The sequence below is a fragment of the Phyllobacterium chamaecytisi genome, from assembly GCF_020164455.1.
Lineage (GTDB): Bacteria > Pseudomonadota > Alphaproteobacteria > Rhizobiales > Rhizobiaceae > Phyllobacterium > Phyllobacterium chamaecytisi.
The window spans coordinates 60037-77142 of the sequence record NZ_JAIQWW010000001.1 but is presented as its reverse complement, the minus strand read 5'-3'; the positions used below and the strand labels follow the sequence as shown (position 1 = coordinate 77142).

13 protein-coding genes and 1 pseudogene are annotated in these 17106 nt (G+C 56.3%); 3 read left to right on the top strand and 11 right to left on the bottom strand.

Going from position 1 to position 17106, the window contains the following annotated elements; translation table 11 throughout:
- Positions 1–37 precede the first annotated feature (37 nt).
- Entirely contained in the window at positions 38–1237 is a 1200-nt protein-coding gene (locus LB462_RS00340) for a DUF2793 domain-containing protein (protein ID WP_224505456.1), read from the top strand.
- Between the two features lie 226 nt (positions 1238–1463).
- Here LB462_RS00340 and uraH read toward each other — a convergent pair whose 3' ends face one another.
- From uraH to xdhA, 4 genes are all read right to left on the bottom strand, one after another.
- The gene (gene uraH, locus LB462_RS00335; RefSeq protein WP_224505455.1) at positions 1464–1817 is read right to left on the bottom strand and encodes a hydroxyisourate hydrolase; all 354 of its coding nucleotides are present in this window, start codon (positions 1815–1817) and stop codon (positions 1464–1466) included.
- A gap of 10 nt (positions 1818–1827) precedes the next feature.
- Complete coding sequence (uraD, locus tag LB462_RS00330; RefSeq protein ID WP_224505454.1) at positions 1828–2331, bottom strand: 2-oxo-4-hydroxy-4-carboxy-5-ureidoimidazoline decarboxylase; 504 nt, start codon at positions 2329–2331, stop codon at positions 1828–1830.
- Positions 2321–4642 (bottom strand): xanthine dehydrogenase molybdopterin binding subunit, encoded by a 2322-nt coding sequence (xdhB, locus tag LB462_RS00325; RefSeq protein WP_224505453.1) that lies wholly within the window; start codon positions 4640–4642, stop codon positions 2321–2323. Before xdhB ends, uraD begins: the two co-directional genes overlap by 11 nt.
- 241 nt (positions 4643–4883) lie before the next feature.
- Positions 4884–6371, bottom strand: a complete 1488-nt coding sequence (gene xdhA, locus LB462_RS00320; protein WP_224505452.1) for a xanthine dehydrogenase small subunit — start codon at positions 6369–6371, stop codon at positions 4884–4886.
- 191 nt (positions 6372–6562) lie between these two features.
- Here xdhA and LB462_RS00315 point away from each other — a divergent pair, with 191 nt between their 5' ends.
- Entirely contained in the window at positions 6563–7096 is a 534-nt protein-coding gene (locus tag LB462_RS00315) for an anthrone oxygenase family protein (RefSeq protein WP_224505451.1), read from the top strand.
- Between the two features lie 2 nt (positions 7097–7098).
- Here LB462_RS00315 and LB462_RS00310 read toward each other — a convergent pair whose 3' ends face one another.
- The 3 genes and pseudogenes from LB462_RS00310 to LB462_RS00300 all read right to left on the bottom strand — a co-directional run bounded on the left by LB462_RS00310 (position 7099) and on the right by LB462_RS00300 (position 9506).
- Positions 7099–7599 (bottom strand): ureidoglycolate lyase, encoded by a 501-nt coding sequence (locus tag LB462_RS00310; RefSeq protein WP_224505450.1) that lies wholly within the window; start codon positions 7597–7599, stop codon positions 7099–7101.
- Positions 7583–8485 (bottom strand): annotated as a pseudogene (gene puuE, locus LB462_RS00305) (allantoinase PuuE); the annotation flags it as partial. The gene LB462_RS00310 and the pseudogene puuE, both read right to left, overlap by 17 nt.
- A 433-nt stretch (positions 8486–8918) precedes the next feature.
- Positions 8919–9506 (bottom strand): biotin transporter BioY, encoded by a 588-nt coding sequence (locus LB462_RS00300; RefSeq protein ID WP_224505448.1) that lies wholly within the window; start codon positions 9504–9506, stop codon positions 8919–8921.
- A gap of 134 nt (positions 9507–9640) precedes the next feature.
- Between LB462_RS00300 and LB462_RS00295 the strand changes: the two genes are divergently transcribed.
- Positions 9641–10543, top strand: a complete 903-nt coding sequence (locus LB462_RS00295; protein ID WP_224505447.1) for an MBL fold metallo-hydrolase — start codon at positions 9641–9643, stop codon at positions 10541–10543.
- Positions 10544–10777: 234 nt separating this feature from the next.
- Here the strand turns inward: LB462_RS00295 and LB462_RS00290 are convergent, their stop codons facing one another.
- From LB462_RS00290 to LB462_RS00275, 4 genes are all read right to left on the bottom strand, one after another.
- A complete protein-coding gene (locus LB462_RS00290; RefSeq protein ID WP_224505446.1) occupies positions 10778–11575 on the bottom strand; it encodes a DUF1499 domain-containing protein in 798 nt (265 codons plus the stop codon).
- 130 nt (positions 11576–11705) lie between these two features.
- Entirely contained in the window at positions 11706–14036 is a 2331-nt protein-coding gene (locus LB462_RS00285; RefSeq protein WP_224505445.1) for an alkaline phosphatase family protein, read from the bottom strand.
- 93 nt (positions 14037–14129) lie between these two features.
- Positions 14130–14654: a hypothetical protein gene (locus LB462_RS00280; protein ID WP_224505444.1), complete on the bottom strand. Its 525-nt coding sequence runs from the start codon at positions 14652–14654 to the stop codon at positions 14130–14132.
- Between the two features lie 67 nt (positions 14655–14721).
- Positions 14722–17055 carry an alkaline phosphatase family protein gene (locus LB462_RS00275; protein ID WP_224505443.1) on the bottom strand — a complete coding sequence of 778 codons (2334 nt, stop codon included), beginning with the start codon at positions 17053–17055 and terminating at the stop codon, positions 14722–14724.
- Between the last annotated feature and the right edge of the window lie 51 nt (positions 17056–17106).

Genomic DNA, 17106 nt, shown 5'->3' with positions numbered 1-17106 from the left:
GTCTCTGGTCTTGATCGATTGCTGAAAGGACAGCCAGATGGACCAGACGACGACAAACCTCAAATTACCTTATATTGCGCCGTCGCAGGCGCAGAAACATGTCACCCACAACGAGGCTATCCGTGCGCTCGATGCGCTGGTGCAGCTCTCGGTGATGAGCCGCAAATTGAAGAATGCCCCGCCGGAGCCCTCAGAAGGCGACCGTTACATCGTCGCGTCCGAGGCCGTCACGCCGTGGGCGGGGAAGACGGACCAGATCGCCGCGTGGCAGGATGACGCCTGGGTGTTCTTCCAGCCTCAGGAGGGCTGGCATGCCTGGGTTGCAGAAGAGCAAACCTTCGTCGTTTTCGATCGCAATTCCTGGAGCAGGGTAGCTGGCGGAACCAACCCGGCTGCGTTGATCGGTATCAATACGGTCGCCGACGTGAACAACCGGCTGGCGTTAAAAAGCCCTGCCTCGTTATTCGATCATGTTGGCGGGGGGCATCAGCTGAAAATAAACAAGGTGGATGACGGCCATACCGCCTCGCTGCTTTTCCAGTCCAATTATCAGGGCCGGGCCGAGATGGGCACCATGTCGGGTCGTGATTTTCGTATCAAGACCAGCTCCGACGGCGATCATTGGCAAGAGGCCGTGGTCGTCGATAGTGCTACAGGGATTATCCGTTTTCCCTCAGGCATTGCTCATTCGGCCACCGGCAAGAAGCAGTCCGGTCTGATTTTCCTCCCGCCAAGCGACAGCGGCACGGTGATTTTCCAGCCGCTGGGGGTTCGCGCCCAAGCCCTGAAGACCGCCAAACTGGCTTCGATCAGCGCTGATATCGTGACTTTCACCAACAATACCGCCGGCGAATTCTTCGGCGCTGCCATACGCGGCCTATCGATGGTTCGCATCTGGAATGTAACTAAAACACCCGCGCTACCAGCCTTTGCCAAATGGGATACGGCGGCCAATCAGCTGCAAGTGAGCAACGTCGAGGACATCAAGCTATGGTCTGCGGGCGATACGATCCAGCTTGGCGATCCGGTTACCAACCTCATTGCCATTGATGTCTCGCCGCTGATGCAGAAGATGTTGGGAAGCGAATTCCGGCAGAATGGAATTCTGCTCGATGCAGGCAACACCGGGACTATCACCGTCACCTGCACGGATCAGTCCCCTACATCCGCATCCAATCTCGTTTACTTCAAGAGCGATGAAGCTCGTAGCTTCAGCGTGATCGGGATTTATGGATAAGTTTTGATGCCGATTATCTCTCCCCTTGCGGGAGAGAAAGGATTTTCTTGAATTTAGCCCTTTGCTAAATTCTTAGAAAATCCAAGTGAGGGGATTTGAACCCATAAATTTGAAATCCCCTCTTTGGCGATTCTAGCACTTAGCAAGGGCTAAGATGCTGAAATCGCTTTCTCTCCCGCAAGGGGAGAGATAACCGGCATCAGCCGCCGACTTAAAATGGAAATCGCTAGCTCCCTCTGTAGGTGGAATACCCCCACGGCGTTACGAGCAGAGGCACATGATAATTGCCATCGGCATTGGCTATTGAAAACCGGAGAGGAATATCGTCAAGGAACGGAGGCTCGTCACGCGCAATTTGCGATGCCTTGAAATAATCCTCTATGAAGAACGTCAACTCGTACTGACCAGCCATCATCTCATCCGGCGATAGCAGCAGCGCATCTGTCCTGCCATCGGCATTCGTAACCGCAGTCTTGAGCAAATGACGGCCGGTTTCGTCGATCCGGTGCAGTGTCAAAGCCATGCCCGCGGCCGGCCTTCCCGCCGCCGTATCGAGCACATGTGTGGATAACTTTCCCATCAAAAGCTCCTCATGCAAATAAATCGTCGAGACGAAAGCGTGCGATCAAAGCGATCTGCCGCAGCGCTTCGATCACCTCTTCGCCCGAATTGTGGTTCAGGCGTTGGCGGAACGCCGCCATGATAGAATGCTTGTCGTGTCCCCGGACCGCAAGAATAAACGGGAAGCCGAAACGGCTCTGGTAAGCGTTGTTCAACCGGTGAAATTCATCGAACTCAGCGTTCGTCAACCTGTCGAGACCGGCGCCCTTCTGCTCACTCGTCGATTCCGCGGTTAGATTGCCCTGCCGCGCCGCCTTACCCGCGAGACTGGGATGTGCCCGTATCAAGCCGAGTTGCGCCACCTGCCCTGACGCGTTCACCGCATTGACCATCGCGGCGTGCAGATTCTCGGTGCTGGCAAAAGGCCGCAACTTCGCCACAGCCTCCGGAACCCAAGGCGAGTGCTCGAATATGCCGCCTAGCGCTGCAACGAAATCCGTGGCGCTTACCTTGTTCAACTCATCAAGTGTCATTCATTTCCCCTCGTGCGGCCTGCACAGCCCGCAAAACCGCCTCGGGGGTGGCAGGCGCATCGAGCTGCGGCACCCCGCCACGGATCGAAGCGATTGCATCGCGAATGGCCAGCCAGACCGAGATGCCAAGCATCAATGGGGGCTCACCGATCGCTTTGGAGCGAAACACTGTTTCTTCCCTGTTGGGCATATTGTCGAGAATGCGCACATTGAACTCAGGCGGTACGTCGCGCGATCCGGGTATCTTGTAGGTCGATGGCCCGACAGTCCGCAGCCGTCCGGATTTATCCCACCAAAGCTCCTCGCAAGTTACCCAGCCCATCCCCTGCACGAAGGCGCCCTCGATCTGGCCAAGGTCAATGGCAGGATTGAGCGGCGAGCCGACGTCCTGCAAGATATCGGCGCGCAGGCAACGCGTCTCGCCCGTAAGCGTGTCGACAGCAACTTCCGCAACGGCTGCGCCATAGCTGAAATAGAAGAAAGGCCGGCCTTTCATCGTCTTGCCGTCCCAATGAATCTTCGGCGTTGCATAATGTCCGGCTTCCGAGAGCTGGATGCGCTTGGCCCAGGCCATTTTCGCCAGTTCACCGAAGGATACGGAACGATTGTCGGCGTGGACACGGCCTTCGCGATAGACGATCACGTCTTCTTCGACATCGAAATGCTCGGCTGCCACCCGTGTCATGCGCGCCTTGATGGCCATCGCGGCCTTGAACGCCGCCATACCGTTGAGGTCCGAGCCGGTAGAAGCCGCAGTTGCACTGGTGTTCGGCACCTTGCCCGTCGCGGTGGACGAAATGCGGACCATGTCGAGCTCAACCTGAAACACCTCGGCCACTACCTGCGCGACCTTCACAAACAGGCCCTGCCCCATTTCGGTGCCGCCATGATTGAGGAAGATCGACCCATCCAGATAGACGTGGACCAGCGCACCCGCCTGATTGAGCGAGGTCAGATTGAACGAGATGCCAAATTTGATCGGCATCATCGCCAGGCCGCGCCGGATAACAGGATTGGCAGCATTGTGCGCGTCGATTTCAGCGCGGCGATAGTCCCACTCGGCGGAGCCAAGCACCGCATCCGTCACCTCGACCAGACGATTATCCTCGACCTGCTGGCCATAGGGCGTCATGTCGCCGGTCTCGTCGCCATAATAATTGACCGCCCGGACCGCATTGGGGTCAAGCTTCAATTCGCGGGCGATCGTATCGATAACGGCCTCGATGGTGATAATTCCCTGCGGGCCGCCAAAGCCGCGAAACGCCGTGTTTGATACGGTATTGGTCTTGCATGCGTGGCCGATAAAGCGCGCGTTCGGGATAAAATAGGAATTGTCCGTGTGAGTCAGTGTCCGCGTGATAACCGGTCCCGTCAAATCTGGCAGATTGCCCGCCCGCGCCAGATATTCGACATCGAGACCGAGAATGCGGCCCCTGTTGTCCACACCGGCCTTCCAGTTGGCGATGTAATCGTGGCGCTTGCCAGTCGCTACCATGTCATCGCGGCGTTTCAGCCGCATCTTGCAAGGTTTGCCGGTCTTGGCCGCAACCAGTGCCGCAGCCCCGGCAATGATCGTCGGCTGACTTTCCTTGCCGCCAAATCCGCCGCCCATGCGGCGCACCTGACATTCCACAGCGTTGGCGTGTATGCCGAGAATACCGGCAACATGGTGCTGTACCTCGGTCGGGTGCTGGGTCGAGGAATGCACCAGCATTTCACCGTTCTCGCCGGGAATGGCATAGGCGATATGGGTTTCGAGGTAGAAATGGTCCTGCCCGCCGATGTGCAGCTTGCCGGAAATGACGTGTGGCGCGCCTGCAAGAGCCGTTTCGACATCGCCCTCGATGACCTCCTGCGGCGGCAGAACATAGCTTTTCCGCCGGTGTGCCTCTTCGATATCCAGCACGGGCTCGAGCGTCTCGATATCGAGCCTTACCTTTTTCGCGGCGCGATACGCCGTTTCGAAATCCCGGGCGGCAACGACCGCGATCACCCGTCCTTCGTGATCGACAATATCTTCGGCAAAAAGCGTCTCACCATGGAGAATTGGCCCGACTTCGTTGTGGCCGGGCACATCTTGCGCTGCCCAGACACCGGCAACGCCATCCATCGCCAGCGCTTCGGAGGCATCGAAGCCGTTCAGCTTCCCGTGCGCCACCGGCGAAAGGACGAAAGCCGCATGCAGCGTGCCAGGCAGTTCCGGCATATCGTCGATGTAATTCGCCTCACCCGCCACATGGCGCGCGGCGGAATCATGCGCGATGCCTTTGCCGACAATGCTGCGCTGGACGATCTTGGCGTCAATATTCATAGCGCCCTCCCGCGTCGATCGAAGGATTCCGACGTTGCCGCCTTACCCTCCCCCTTGTGGGGAGGGAGGCTGCGCAGCAGCAGGGAGGGGTCTTTTGAGGCATAGAATTTTGCACCGTGACAGAGAAAGAACCCCTCCCCGTCGCTTCGCTCCGTCCCTCCCCACAAGGGGGAGGGTAAGACGCGGTCACGTCGCACCATTATCTCAAGCGGGTTGCCTCCTGATGCGATGTCATCGACATTCATAGCGCCACGACCTCCACTGTCTCGCCCGCAACGTCGCGCCAGAATCGTTCAGCGAGGTTCGCGGCAACCTGCAAACGATATTCGGCACTGCCGCGCCAATCGCTCAGCGGTTTAAACTGCGCAGTGATGGCACTTGCGCATGCTTCGATGGCTCTATGGTCAAACGTGCTGCCGACCAATGCTTGTTCAGCCTTTGCGGCGCGCTGCGGCGTTGCCGCCATGCCGCCGAATGCGATGCGAGCGCTGCGAACCTGACCTTCTTCGCGGACAATGGAAAACGCCGCACAGACAGTCGATATATCCTGATCATAGCGCTTGGAAATCTTGTAGACGCGGAACTCCTGGCCCTCGGCGGGCTTCGGGATCGATACCGAAGCAATCACCTCATCGGCGCGCAGTTCGGTCTTGCGATAGTCGAGGAAGAAGTCTTCGAGCGCCAGAAAACGGTGGCCGCCCGTCGAAGCAAGTTCAATCTCGGCTCCGAGCGCAATCAACGCAGGCGGGCCGTCGCCGATCGGGCTTGCGGTGCCGATATTACCGCCGATCGTTCCCATAGAGCGTATCTGGGTCGAACCAAAACGGCGGATCAAGGTCGCAAAAGAGGGGTAATATTCGATGACGCTCGCGAGAATCTCTTCCCACGTTACTGCCGCGCCAAAGCTCAAATGATTTCCGGTCTCGCCAATGGCACGCAGTTCGCGGACACGGGCAAGCGAAATCACCTCGTTCCAGTCGGAATGATAGTCCGCCAGTGCGACGCCAAGATCGGTGCCGCCACCAAGCAATATCGCATCGGGCTTTTCCTTGCGCAGTTGCAGCAGATCGTTCAGCGACTGTGGTTGATGAAATGTCGAACCGGACGCCGAAATCGTCGTGCGTGGTTCGATCTTGGCAAAGGCGGCGACATGCGGGCCCGCAATCGTCGCATTTCCAACCTTGCGCGCGGCCTCGACGATCGGCCGGTAGCCGGTACAACGGCACAGATTGCCCGCCAGTGCATCGTGGATGTCGGAATCCGTTACTTCCGCCTTGTGAGCAAGACCTGCTCCCGCCGCGCTTTCTTGGGCTGCAAGACCGGCTCCCGCAGCGCTTCTTTGCGCTGCAAGGCCGGCTAACGAAATCACGATACCCGGCGTGCAAAAGCCGCACTGGGACGAACCGTTTTCCGCCATCGCCGCTTGTACCGGGTGCAACTGCTCCGTCTTCAAACCCTCGACCGTCACGACGGCGCGGCCGTCGATCTGGCCCATGGCGAGAATGCAGCTGTTGGCCGCTTGATAGTGCACGGCCCCCTCATGGTGAGCGTCGTCGAACCAAGGGTCGCCGATCAGCACCGAGCAGGCCCCACAATCGCCCTCGGCGCAGCCCTCCTTGGTGCCGGTCAGCCGAGGCCCGCTGCGCAGCCAGTCCAGTACTGTCGTATCCGGCCGAACCGAGGCTTCCTGCTTTTGACCATTCAGAAAAAAACGTATCGTTTGTGACATGTTGCCAGCTTCAACCGGCTGGGCTTGGGCGTCAAGGGGGACGATGAATGGGAGGCGGCAATGTTGTCTATCCGTCTCGGCCAGCAATTATTCTGTTTGAATTTTCAGGCGGAATTCGCTTATGGTGGTTGCATAGATTTCGACCTTCCGGTCAACGAGATTTGGCCATCTCAAGCGCTCGCGAGCATTTCATGACGCAACCCAAGAACAGGTCATCATGGATATCCATCGCGTTTCTCCTGTCCGCAACAACGCTTGTGCTCACCGGAGCAATCACCGGCTTTTTTTACGCCTATTCCGTTTCCGTGATGCGGGGTCTTGATGCCATTGCTCCACAAAGTGCAATTGTCGCCATGCAGGGAATCAATGCGACGGTTCGCAACGCCATGTTTGCTCCAGCATTTTTTGGTACGCCTGTCGCCGGGATTGCTGCTGGCGCCGTCTTTCTGATTCTGGGACGCAAACGCGCTGGCCTCGCGATGCTGGCGGCGGCAGCTATATACATTGGTGGAGCATTCGTGCCGACCTTTGCGGTCAATGTCCCCATGAACAATGAACTTGCCGGAGTGAATCTCTCGACTGCTTCGCAACCGGACAAAATATGGACCGATTATTCCGATCCCTGGACCTGGTGGAATAGTTTGCGAACCGCGTTCAGCGCACTCAGTCTTATTCTGGTTGGGTTTGCAATCTTCTTTGCCGGGCGAGACGATCAAGCTGCATAGACCTAGAGTTTTTCAATCCTGTAGATCACATCGTCAAAGAAATACTCTTCGAGGTTATCACCCCCGCCGCCACGATCAACGACGAGAAAATCCGACGCTTCGTCCAGTGAGATCAGCGGGTGATGCCAGGCATTGCGGGCGTAGTTGACGCCCTGATTGCCTTGGCACAGAAAGGCGACAGGCATTCCCGGCTTACCGCCGTCGTCCTCAGCCACCACAACCAGAAACCGGCGGTTCTGCAGCGGTATGAATGCCTGGCTGCCAAGTGGATGACGTTCCAACATGCTGATATCGACAGGCAGCGCAAAGGGCTTGCCCCGGAAGATATTGACCAGCATCCGCGCGCCTTCGCCCGTTAGGTCGATATTGGCGAGATCGTGGTAGCGCTCTGTCGTGCCTCCATTGATCAGGCGCAATTCCGCGCCTTGCGTCTCGATCACATCGCCGAACCGCGCAAACGCTGCCTTGGTCAGCGCTCGGACATCAAGGCCCGTGATTTTCATGCCAGTGCCTTGCAATATCTATGCGGCGTGTGATCCACACATCCTCGTGGTGCTGGATGTAATCGAGAAACCGTTCCAGCGCCGCCGCTCGTCCCGGGCGCCCTACCAACCGGCAATGCAACCCGACCGACATCATCTTTGGCGCGCCGTCCTTGCCCTCGCGAAGCAGGCAATCGAACGTATCTTTCAGATAAGTAAAGAACTGATCGCCGGAGTTGAACCCCTGCGGCGTTGCAAAGCGCATGTCATTGGCGTCGAGCGTATAGGGCACGATCAGGTGCGGTCCCTTCGGACCTTGCACCCAGTAAGGCAGTTCGTCGGCATAGCTATCGGCGGAATAGACAAACCCGCCCTCCTCCATGACAATCTTCAGCGTGTTATCGGAAGGCTTGCCCTGATAGATGCCAAGCGGACGCGATCCGGTGATTTCCGTGTGCAAGCGCACAGCCTCGAGGATGTGCTGGCGCTCCAACTCTTCTGGGAAATCCTTGTATTCAAGCCAGCGCAGGCCATGGCTGGCGATCTCCCAATCAGCCTCTTTCATGGCTGCAACCGCTTCCGGATTGCGCGCCATGGCGAGTGTCACGCCGTAGACAGTCACCGGCAGATTGCGGCGCGTGAAGATGCGCCACAGCCGCCAGAAACCGGCGCGTGACCCGTATTCATAGATCGATTCCATGTTGAGATTGCGCTGGCCCGGCCAGGGTTGCGCCCCGACTATCTCCGACAGCAGGCACTCGGATGCCGGATCATTGTCGAGGATCGAGCTCTCTCCGCCCTCTTCGTAGTTGACAACGAATTGCACGGCGAGCTTCGCGCCACCCGGCCATTTCGGATCAGGTGGATTACGGCCATAGCCAATCAGATTGCGGGGATAGTCTGCCAAGGAACGTACTTATCAGTGGGATTGGCGCGGCTTATTATTGTCTGAGCGATCCTTGCGCGTAATAAACAACGCAAAGGCACCCATCAGGAGCCCACCTACTGGCATAATCATAAAGAGCATAAACTGTTCCAATGTCACGGTTTTAACCCTTTCAGCGTCTGTCTTGCTATCCAATGTAGTGCAATGGCCGCCATAATACAAATACTCGCCCCCGCTGCGATCAACGCAGTCGGGGCCTTTTCATTATAAATACTGGACGTTAACGGCGCCAATCCTCCAACGGCATAAAGTGCAACAGATGCCCCATTCAGCCAAGTAGCAGTCAGCTTCGTTCGCTCATTTTGAACGCTAGTCGGAATATCCAATATGACACCGGTCAAAACAGGAAATTACAAAAAACACATAATGAAAACAGCGAACTGGAGCGCCGGTATTACCGGCGCTTGAGCAAAGATCCAACGGCCGGAACGATCGCGGCAGCCAGTGCAAGCTTCAGCATATCGCCGACGATGAAAACGCCAACGCCATAGGCGAGCGCCTTTTCGAAGCCGAAGAGATAGGCCATCCACAGGAAGCCCATGCCGAGAATAGTCACCTCGGCGGCCAGCATGGCGAGGCCAAGGACAATCGGATTGCGGGTAAAGCCGTTGTCGGCAGCGCGGCCGACGATCCAGGCGGCAGCAATATAGGACAGGAGATAGCCGCCTGTCGGACCGACCATATAGGCGAGCCCGATGCCCTTTTCCGGTGTTCCGGTGAATACCGGCATGCCGAGCGCACCCTCGAGCAGGTAAAGCGCCATCGTCGCAACGGCAAGCCGGGAACCAAAAGCCGCCGATATCGCGAACACCGCAAATGTCTGCATCGTCACGTTGACAAAGACCATGTCGACCTTGGTCTTGGCGGCAAGCGTCATCAACGCAGTGCCGACGAGGGCGAGCGAAACAAACCACACGGCTTTGGCGAGCTGGCCTTCCGGCTGGAACGTCTCGGCAAGAGAACGAGTCTGGGCAGCAATCATGTTCTTATCCTCCGGAAGGTCGTGAACCCTGCAAATTCACGCCTCAAGCTTTCACCATTTCATGAAAAATGTATATTGAGGATCATGCCGCACTGCAATACGTCGAAAGCCGCACAAAAGGTAAATCCCGATCAATGAACCTCGTTTTCGACAAGGTATTTACGCCGCACTATGGCGAAGCCATCGATATTGCGCCGAATATACAGCGTATCACAGTCAACAATCCGAGCCCCTTTACCTTTCACGGCACGAACTCCTACCTGATCGGTAAAGATACCCTCGCGCTGATCGATCCAGGTCCCATCGACGAAGCGCACAAGGCGACGCTCCTGCGTGCCATAGCCGGGCGCCCGGTCAGCCATATTTTCATCAGCCACACGCACCGCGATCATTCGCCCCTGGCAAGCGTGTTGAAGGATGAACTCGGCGCCATTCTGGTGGCAGAAGGGCCGCACCGCCCCTCCCGCCCGTTGCACACGGGAGAGATCAACTTTCTCGATGCGAGCGGCGACACGGAGTTCATGCCGGACATCATCGCACCAGACGATTCCATCATCGAGGGCGATGGCTGGGCGCTTCGAAGCATCCATACTCCTGGCCACACGGCAAATCACGTGGTCTTCGCGCTCGAAGGTACGGATATCCTGTTTTCCGCAGATCACGTCATGGCTTGGGCAACGTCCATCGTCGCGCCGCCCGATGGCTCGATGTCCGACTATATGGCGTCGCTGGATCGGCTGCTCGCACGGCATGACCGCGTCTACTTTCCTGGCCACGGCGGCCCGGTTACCAAGCCGAAAACCTTCATGCGCGGTCTGAAAGCGCACAGGAAAATGCGCGAGCGCGCAATTCTGGAACGGGTGCGCGCCGGAGACCGCACCATTCCTGCTATGGTCAAGGTGATCTACCGCGAGACCGATCCGCGCTTGCACGGCGCGGCCGCCCTCTCCGTGCTGGCGCATCTTGAGGATATGGTCGCGCGCGGCCTCGTGCAGACCGAAGGCAGCCCGGCAATCGATGGCGTTTATTGGGCGTGAAAGTACCCAGTAACAGCACCAATGGTCTATGCCGCTTATCTCCCCCTTTGTGGGGGAGAAAGGATTTTCTTGGATTTAGCCTCCTCGCTAAATCCTTAGAAAATCCAAGAGAGGGGGTAGTTGAGTGAGGCAAATCCCCTCTCTGGCGATTTCTAGCACTTAGCTAAAGAAGCTAAGATGCTGAAATCGCTTTCTCTCCCACAAGGGGAGAGATAAGGGCAGCGGTGAAGCAACCTACTGCGCCGGCTCGGTCGTTTCTTCTTCTGGCTGGGCGCTTTGCACTTCCGCGTCGAGCGCCGCCATGAAGGCAATGATGCGGTCGGCATTCTCGCCCAGATCATGTATGCCGTAGCGGGAGACCGAGCGCATATCGACATAGGTGGTTTCGCCCTCATCGGAAAGGCGGATAACCGCATCGCTGGTGAAACCGAGCAAAAAGGTTCGCGCCACCACTTCGAGCAGGATTTCCTCATCAACGCCCGGCTCGCCTTTTTGGGCAACAACCGTCCAGCCATTAGCCGCAATGACCTTGTTGATTGCGGTCAGAATGCGATCAGGCGAGCCATCATAGCGGCGGCCTGTCACCTGCGGGTAGGCGCTGGATTGAAGCGCGCGGCTGTCCTCGTCATTCACGACCGGGTTCATGCGCTCGGTCCTTTGCCCGGCCGCAAACAGTTCGGGCGGATCGGCGATGTCGGTCGAAACGTCGTAGATCCTCGGCAGCATCAACGCCTGATAGAGCGTCGTGGCAAAGGGCGCCAGCACCACAAACGCGATCACCATACCCCAAAAGGCACTGGGAAAGCCCATATCGCCCCGGCGCCAGACACTGGTGAAACCCTTGAGACTGAGCAACAGCGCCAGCAGCGCGAGGCCAGCAACAATGGCAAGCAGCCAGAGAAACTCCGGCGTTTCTATACGTTCGAACCGATGGCCAAGTCCCGAAAGAACAAACAGAATGAGGCCAAGAAACGCGATGCGTACCGACCATGTGGCGGAAATCGATCGGCGGCGTCGAATATGCGGTCGCATGGTATCCTGGCGTTGCTGTGACTCATGCAAGAGCTAACCGCAAACGCAGCCTGAGACAAGCAATTGCACTGCGGGCCTCAGGTGTGTGGTTCGACAAGCGCACCCCACACCTGCAGTCGTTCCGAACTTCCTACACCACCATACCGACATACACCCGCTTCAACGGATCGTATTCCAGGCCAATAGCTGGATCGCTCTTGCTGATCTTGCCGTTTTCCAGATGCCCGGCATAGCGGCGCAGAAAATTATTGCCGTTAACGCCATCGACAACGGCTACATCGTACCAGCCATCCATTGTCGCGATCTCGACCGTCGTCGTTCCACTGACTTCCTTCGCCTTGCCGATCGCCTGTTCGGTACCCGAATAGGCATCGATCAGTTTCAGCTTGCTGCTCGCCGTTTGCCATTTCTCAAAGACGATCTGCAGCTTCTTGCCGTCATCCACCGATTTCATCTCGATGATGTTCGGAAGTTGCGTTTGCAACGGGTCCAGCGAGTCTCCGGAAAACTCGAACAGATAGCCGTTCGGCCCATGGATGGCATGCTCGTAAACGCCGTTGGCAATCTGGGCATAATCCCCGACCTCGATGGGCTTTCCGCCGGGCTTCACTCCTTCGACGCTGTAATACCAGGATGGCGCGTCCGTCCTCGAATAGGGGGTGACATAAAATGCCGCCCCGAGAGGCCCTCTGTTGCGGATCACCCATTCGACGCGCTTCTTGCCATCACCATGGGTACCGAAGCGGAAACACACCTGAAAATCATAGCCGATGGGAAGGATTTCGCAGCGTGTTTTATCCTGTTTGCTGCCGATCGGCCTGCCCGCATGAGCGTCGGCCTTAACGTCTGCAATCCCCGGTGTGAAATGGGCACCCTTTGCCGCCGCCGCCCTTGCACTTGTTCGGTTGGCTTCCGTAAGCATCGTCGCTTTTTCGCCAGGAGCGATGAGTTTGTCGAGTCCTTCGGTCCGCGTCCGGCTGAAATCGAACGTGCTGATCAGATCGCCGGCAATGGCCTGGCGCCAGGAGGAAATGTTGGCAAAGACGGGCGTGTCCGCGGCTTGCTTGCCCCGGGCAATCAGCCATTTGTCGAGGAAGCGAATGACCGACGTATGGTCGAACGTCTCGGAATTGACCCGGCCGCCCGCGCTCCACGGCGAGATGACCAGCATCGGTACGCGCGAACCCATCCCGAGCGGGATTTTCGGTTTGACATCCACATAGAGTGCGTCTTTCGCGGGGTCACCGTACACCTTATCCGGATACTCGGAATTGAAATCGCGAGGCAAACCTGGCGAAGTCAATTTGATTCCGGGTGAAACCTGGCCTAGACTCGAATTCAGCGGAGGGACTGGCGGCAGGACGTGATCGAAGAAACCGCCATTCTCATCATAGGTGATCAGGAATAAGGTCTTGTGCCAAACCTTCTTGTTGGCAGCGAACGCCCGCAAAATCTCATGCACATAATATTCGCCGAAATGCGGTGGATATTTCGGATGTTCGGTGAAGGCTTCCGCCGGCACGATCCAGGATACTTCCGGCAATTTGTCGTCGATAATGTCCTGTTCGAACTGCGACGGCTTGTTGGCATCCGTGCGCAACACCGAATTGACACTCTGGTTTTTCTTGTAAAGGGCAGTCGTTTTGTCTTCGTACTGCTTGAAAAATTCGAGCGTGTTGTCACCATAATTTCCGGCAAATGCATCGTTAGCCGTCCAGGTCAGCCCGTCCTGATAAAATTTCCAGTCAATTTTCAGGTCTTCCAGCTTCTCCGGATAGGTTTTCCATTCAGGCCTCGGCCCTGATCTGCTGCTGAAGAAATCGTTGGATGCCAGGCCATTACACGTCCCGCTCCAAAAGTAGCTGCGATTGGAATCCGTCGCGCCGTTGTGCGAGCAGAAATAGGCATCGCAGAGCGTAAAGGCTTCTGCCAGTTTAAAATAAAGCGGAATATCAGCTTCAGTATAGTGAGCAAAGGACACGAAGTCCTTCCGTTCTTTCCACTCATCCATCAAACCGCCGTTCCAGGCATAGAGGCCGGTGTCGTATCCATGCGCCGGATCCTGGAGGAAGACGCTCCCCGCGCTATTGGCCGGGATTGTTTCCCCGTCGATGCCCGATTCATGGGCTTTCATCTTGGGCAGCCGATAAGGTCTTGCGCCATCCGATTGTTCCCAGACCGGTTTGCCGTTGCGTAACCGCAAAGGCCGCGGGTCGCCAAAGCCGCGCACGCCGCGCAGCGTGCCGAAATAGTGATCGAAGGAGCGGTTCTCCTGCATCAGGATCACCACATGCTCGATGTCAGCGAGCGTACCGCCCGGGCACTCGGCAGCGCTGGTCAGCAAGTCCTGGATCGTTGTAGATTGTGCCAGCGCCTCCTGCATATAGGCAGAACAAGCGGTGTAAGCTGCGGCACTGGTGCCGGCAAGGCCCAGCATCTTGATGAAATCGCGTCTATCCATAATGGCTACCTGAAATTTTTTGAACGACAAAGGATGTTGGGAGTGAAAGGGTCAAGGCAGCCAAACAAGCGCCGCCTGACCCTGCGCCAACCGTTATTTGCAGACTTTTTCGACGAGCTTTGCCAGCGCCGCGTTTAACCGGTCACGATCGAAGATTGCAGCGTCGCGCTCCGATGTCATCTTGGTCAGGTTATCTTCGGAAATTTTCAGTGCATCCGCCTTGTCCTTGAGTTCACCTTCAAACCCGGTCTTGCCATCCGGTCCGATCTTGCCGGTGCTCAGCGCATTCTGGTGTTTTATCTGCAACGCATCATAGTCTGTCGTCAAAGTCAGATAATTTTGCTTTTCAGCTTCGATGCTGGTGTTCAGATCCGCGATTTTCTTCAAACTGGCCTCGCGTTCGCTGGTAAGTCCGACAATGGTCACGTTGGCGGTATTGAGCTGACCGGCAAGTTCCTGATTTTTCTTGGTCAGTTCATCTTTGGCTTTGTTTGCCTGTTCAAGCTCTGCCGTCACCGCATCGAAAGTCGATTTGGCAACCTTGTCTGAATTTGAATCCGATCCATTACATGCGGAAAGCAGGATCAACGGAAATACCAACAATAGATTCTTTTTCAAAATAAATACTCCAAAGTAAAAGTTGTAAATTTTAAAAATCAATATTTGAATGCACTCGGATTTCGGGCTAAGCGCCCGCCCAATCGTAAATTCGTTTTGTCACATCGTATCGAATGCCGATGGCAGGATCGGTCTTGCTGAGCTTGCCGTTTTCGAGATGGCCGGCATAACGCCGCAGATAGCCGGTGCCCGCCTTGTCGACGAAAGCCACATCGTACCAGCCATCCCTGGTGGCAGCGCTGACCGACGTGGTTTGTGCGGCAACAGTCTCGCTCTCCCCCGTATAGGCATTGATCATCGTCAGATCGCCATTGGCCGTCGGCCAAGCACCGAAATCGAAGCGGACCTTTGTTGCGTCGTCGGCCGATTGCACATCGACAATATCCGCGATCAGCTTCTGATTGGCATTGTTGGCATCGCCCCGGAATTCACTCAGATAGCCATTCGGTGCATGCACGGCAAATTCATATTTGCCGCCGCGTTTGACGAGATCGTATTCATCGGAGACCACCACCGGCGCATCGGTCTTTGCAGCCTTGGTCAGCGCATAAAACCAGGCGCCCCGCTTCTCATCCGCTTTCACATAGGAATAAACATTGAGCGCAACGCCGATCCTGCCCCTGTTTCTGAAGGTCAGTTGCAGCAGCTTGTCGGTTTTAGCCGCATCGGCCTTGGTGATGATCGTCGCAAACACGTTGAAATCATAGCCAAGCGGCAAAAGCTCCACCTGCGTGCGGTCCTGTTTCAGACGCGTCTCCTTGGCATTGTCGATGGCGATGTCCGCATCCTCGCCTGTATATTGCGGGAGATTTTTCAGGAATTCGGCGTAATCTTTCGGCTTGACATATGTTGTAACTGGTTTGACGATTTTCGTGACATCACTCAATTGTGCAAGGCTTTGTTTGGCGATCTTGGCTCCGCTCCGATTGAAATCGAACGCACTGGTCAAGTCTCCGCATATCGCCCGGCGCCAAGAGGAGATGTTATCGAAAATCGTTCCCTCCGGCTGCAGCCCCTTGGCCACCAGCCACGTATCGAGAAAGCGCAATGTCGAGGTATGGTCGAAGAGTTCGGAACAGACCCGCCCGCCAGCTGTCCAGGGAGATACGATCAGGCAAGGAACGCGCGAGCCAAGGCCCAGGGTCTTTGTGGCGTCGACCTTGGGAAATATCATGCTTTCAGTATCTACATTCGTCACATCGCCCGCTTCCGGAATGACGATGCCTGCCGAAACCTTGCCAACATCTTTCACGCCTGGCAGCGGCGAGAGGGGTGGCGGCACATGGTCGAAAAACCCGTCATTCTCGTCATAATTGAGGATGAACACGGTTTTCTTCCAGACTTCCGGATAGGTAACAAGCACTTTCAATATTTCATTGACGTAGAATTCGCCAAAATGCGGCGTGGTTGAGCCCGGATGCTCGTGGAAAGCCCCATTTGCCATGACCCACGAAACAGCGGGCAGATTGCCATCCCTCACATCTAGCTCAAATTGTGATGGCTCGTCCGGTGTGGCGCTGTTGCGCAAAACGGAACTGTTGATCGCAAACTGTTTTGCAAAGTCGGTTTCTTTATCCTGGAACTGTTTGAAGAAACGGAGCGTACTGTTCGCATATACACCGCTGAAACTGTCCTTCAAGCCCGTGCCGTCGGTGACAAGATCATTCTTGTAGAATTTCCAGCTAACCTTAAGATCCTGCAATCTTTCAGGATAGGTTTTCCAATCCGGGACCGGCAGACCCTTCTCGGTGGTGTCGCCGAAATATTTGTTTTCGGTTCCTCCGCTCGCTGTGCCGGTCAAGTGATACGAGCGGTTGGGCGACGTTGATCCATGCATTGAGCAGTGGTAGCCGTCGCAAATCGTGAACGCTTCAATGAGCTTTTGGTAGAATGGGAGATCCTTGCTTGTCTCAAGATGCGCCATTGCCGAGGCATCGTTGGCTTTGGCGACTATCCAATTATCGTTCCAGCCGCCGCCAAGCGCGCTTAAACCATCAGTATAGCCATGGGCCAATCCAAACCCCTTATAATCGCCTGCCGATTCCACTCCCCGCCTTATCTGAAACGGCTTGATGTGGCTGCCACTGAGCTTGAGCTTCCCTTTCGGCTGGTTGAAAACACTCTCGCCATTTTTCAGCCGCAGCGGCCGCGGGTCACCAAAGCCGCGCACCCCGCGCAAGGTCCCATAATAATGATCGAAGGAGCGGTTTTCCTGCATCAGGAAAATCACATGATCGATATCCTTGAGCGAGCCGAGCTTGCAATCAGCCGAAGCGGTCAGCAAATCGTCGATCACCGTCGATTGCGCCAGCGCCTCACTCATATAGTTGGAACAAGCCGTATAGGCCGCAGCGCTGGTGCCGGCAATGCCCAGCATCTTGATGAAATCGCGTCTTTCCATAAATAATCCCCTACAAAAATGAATGAAACAAAATTCGAAAAATCAGGCTCT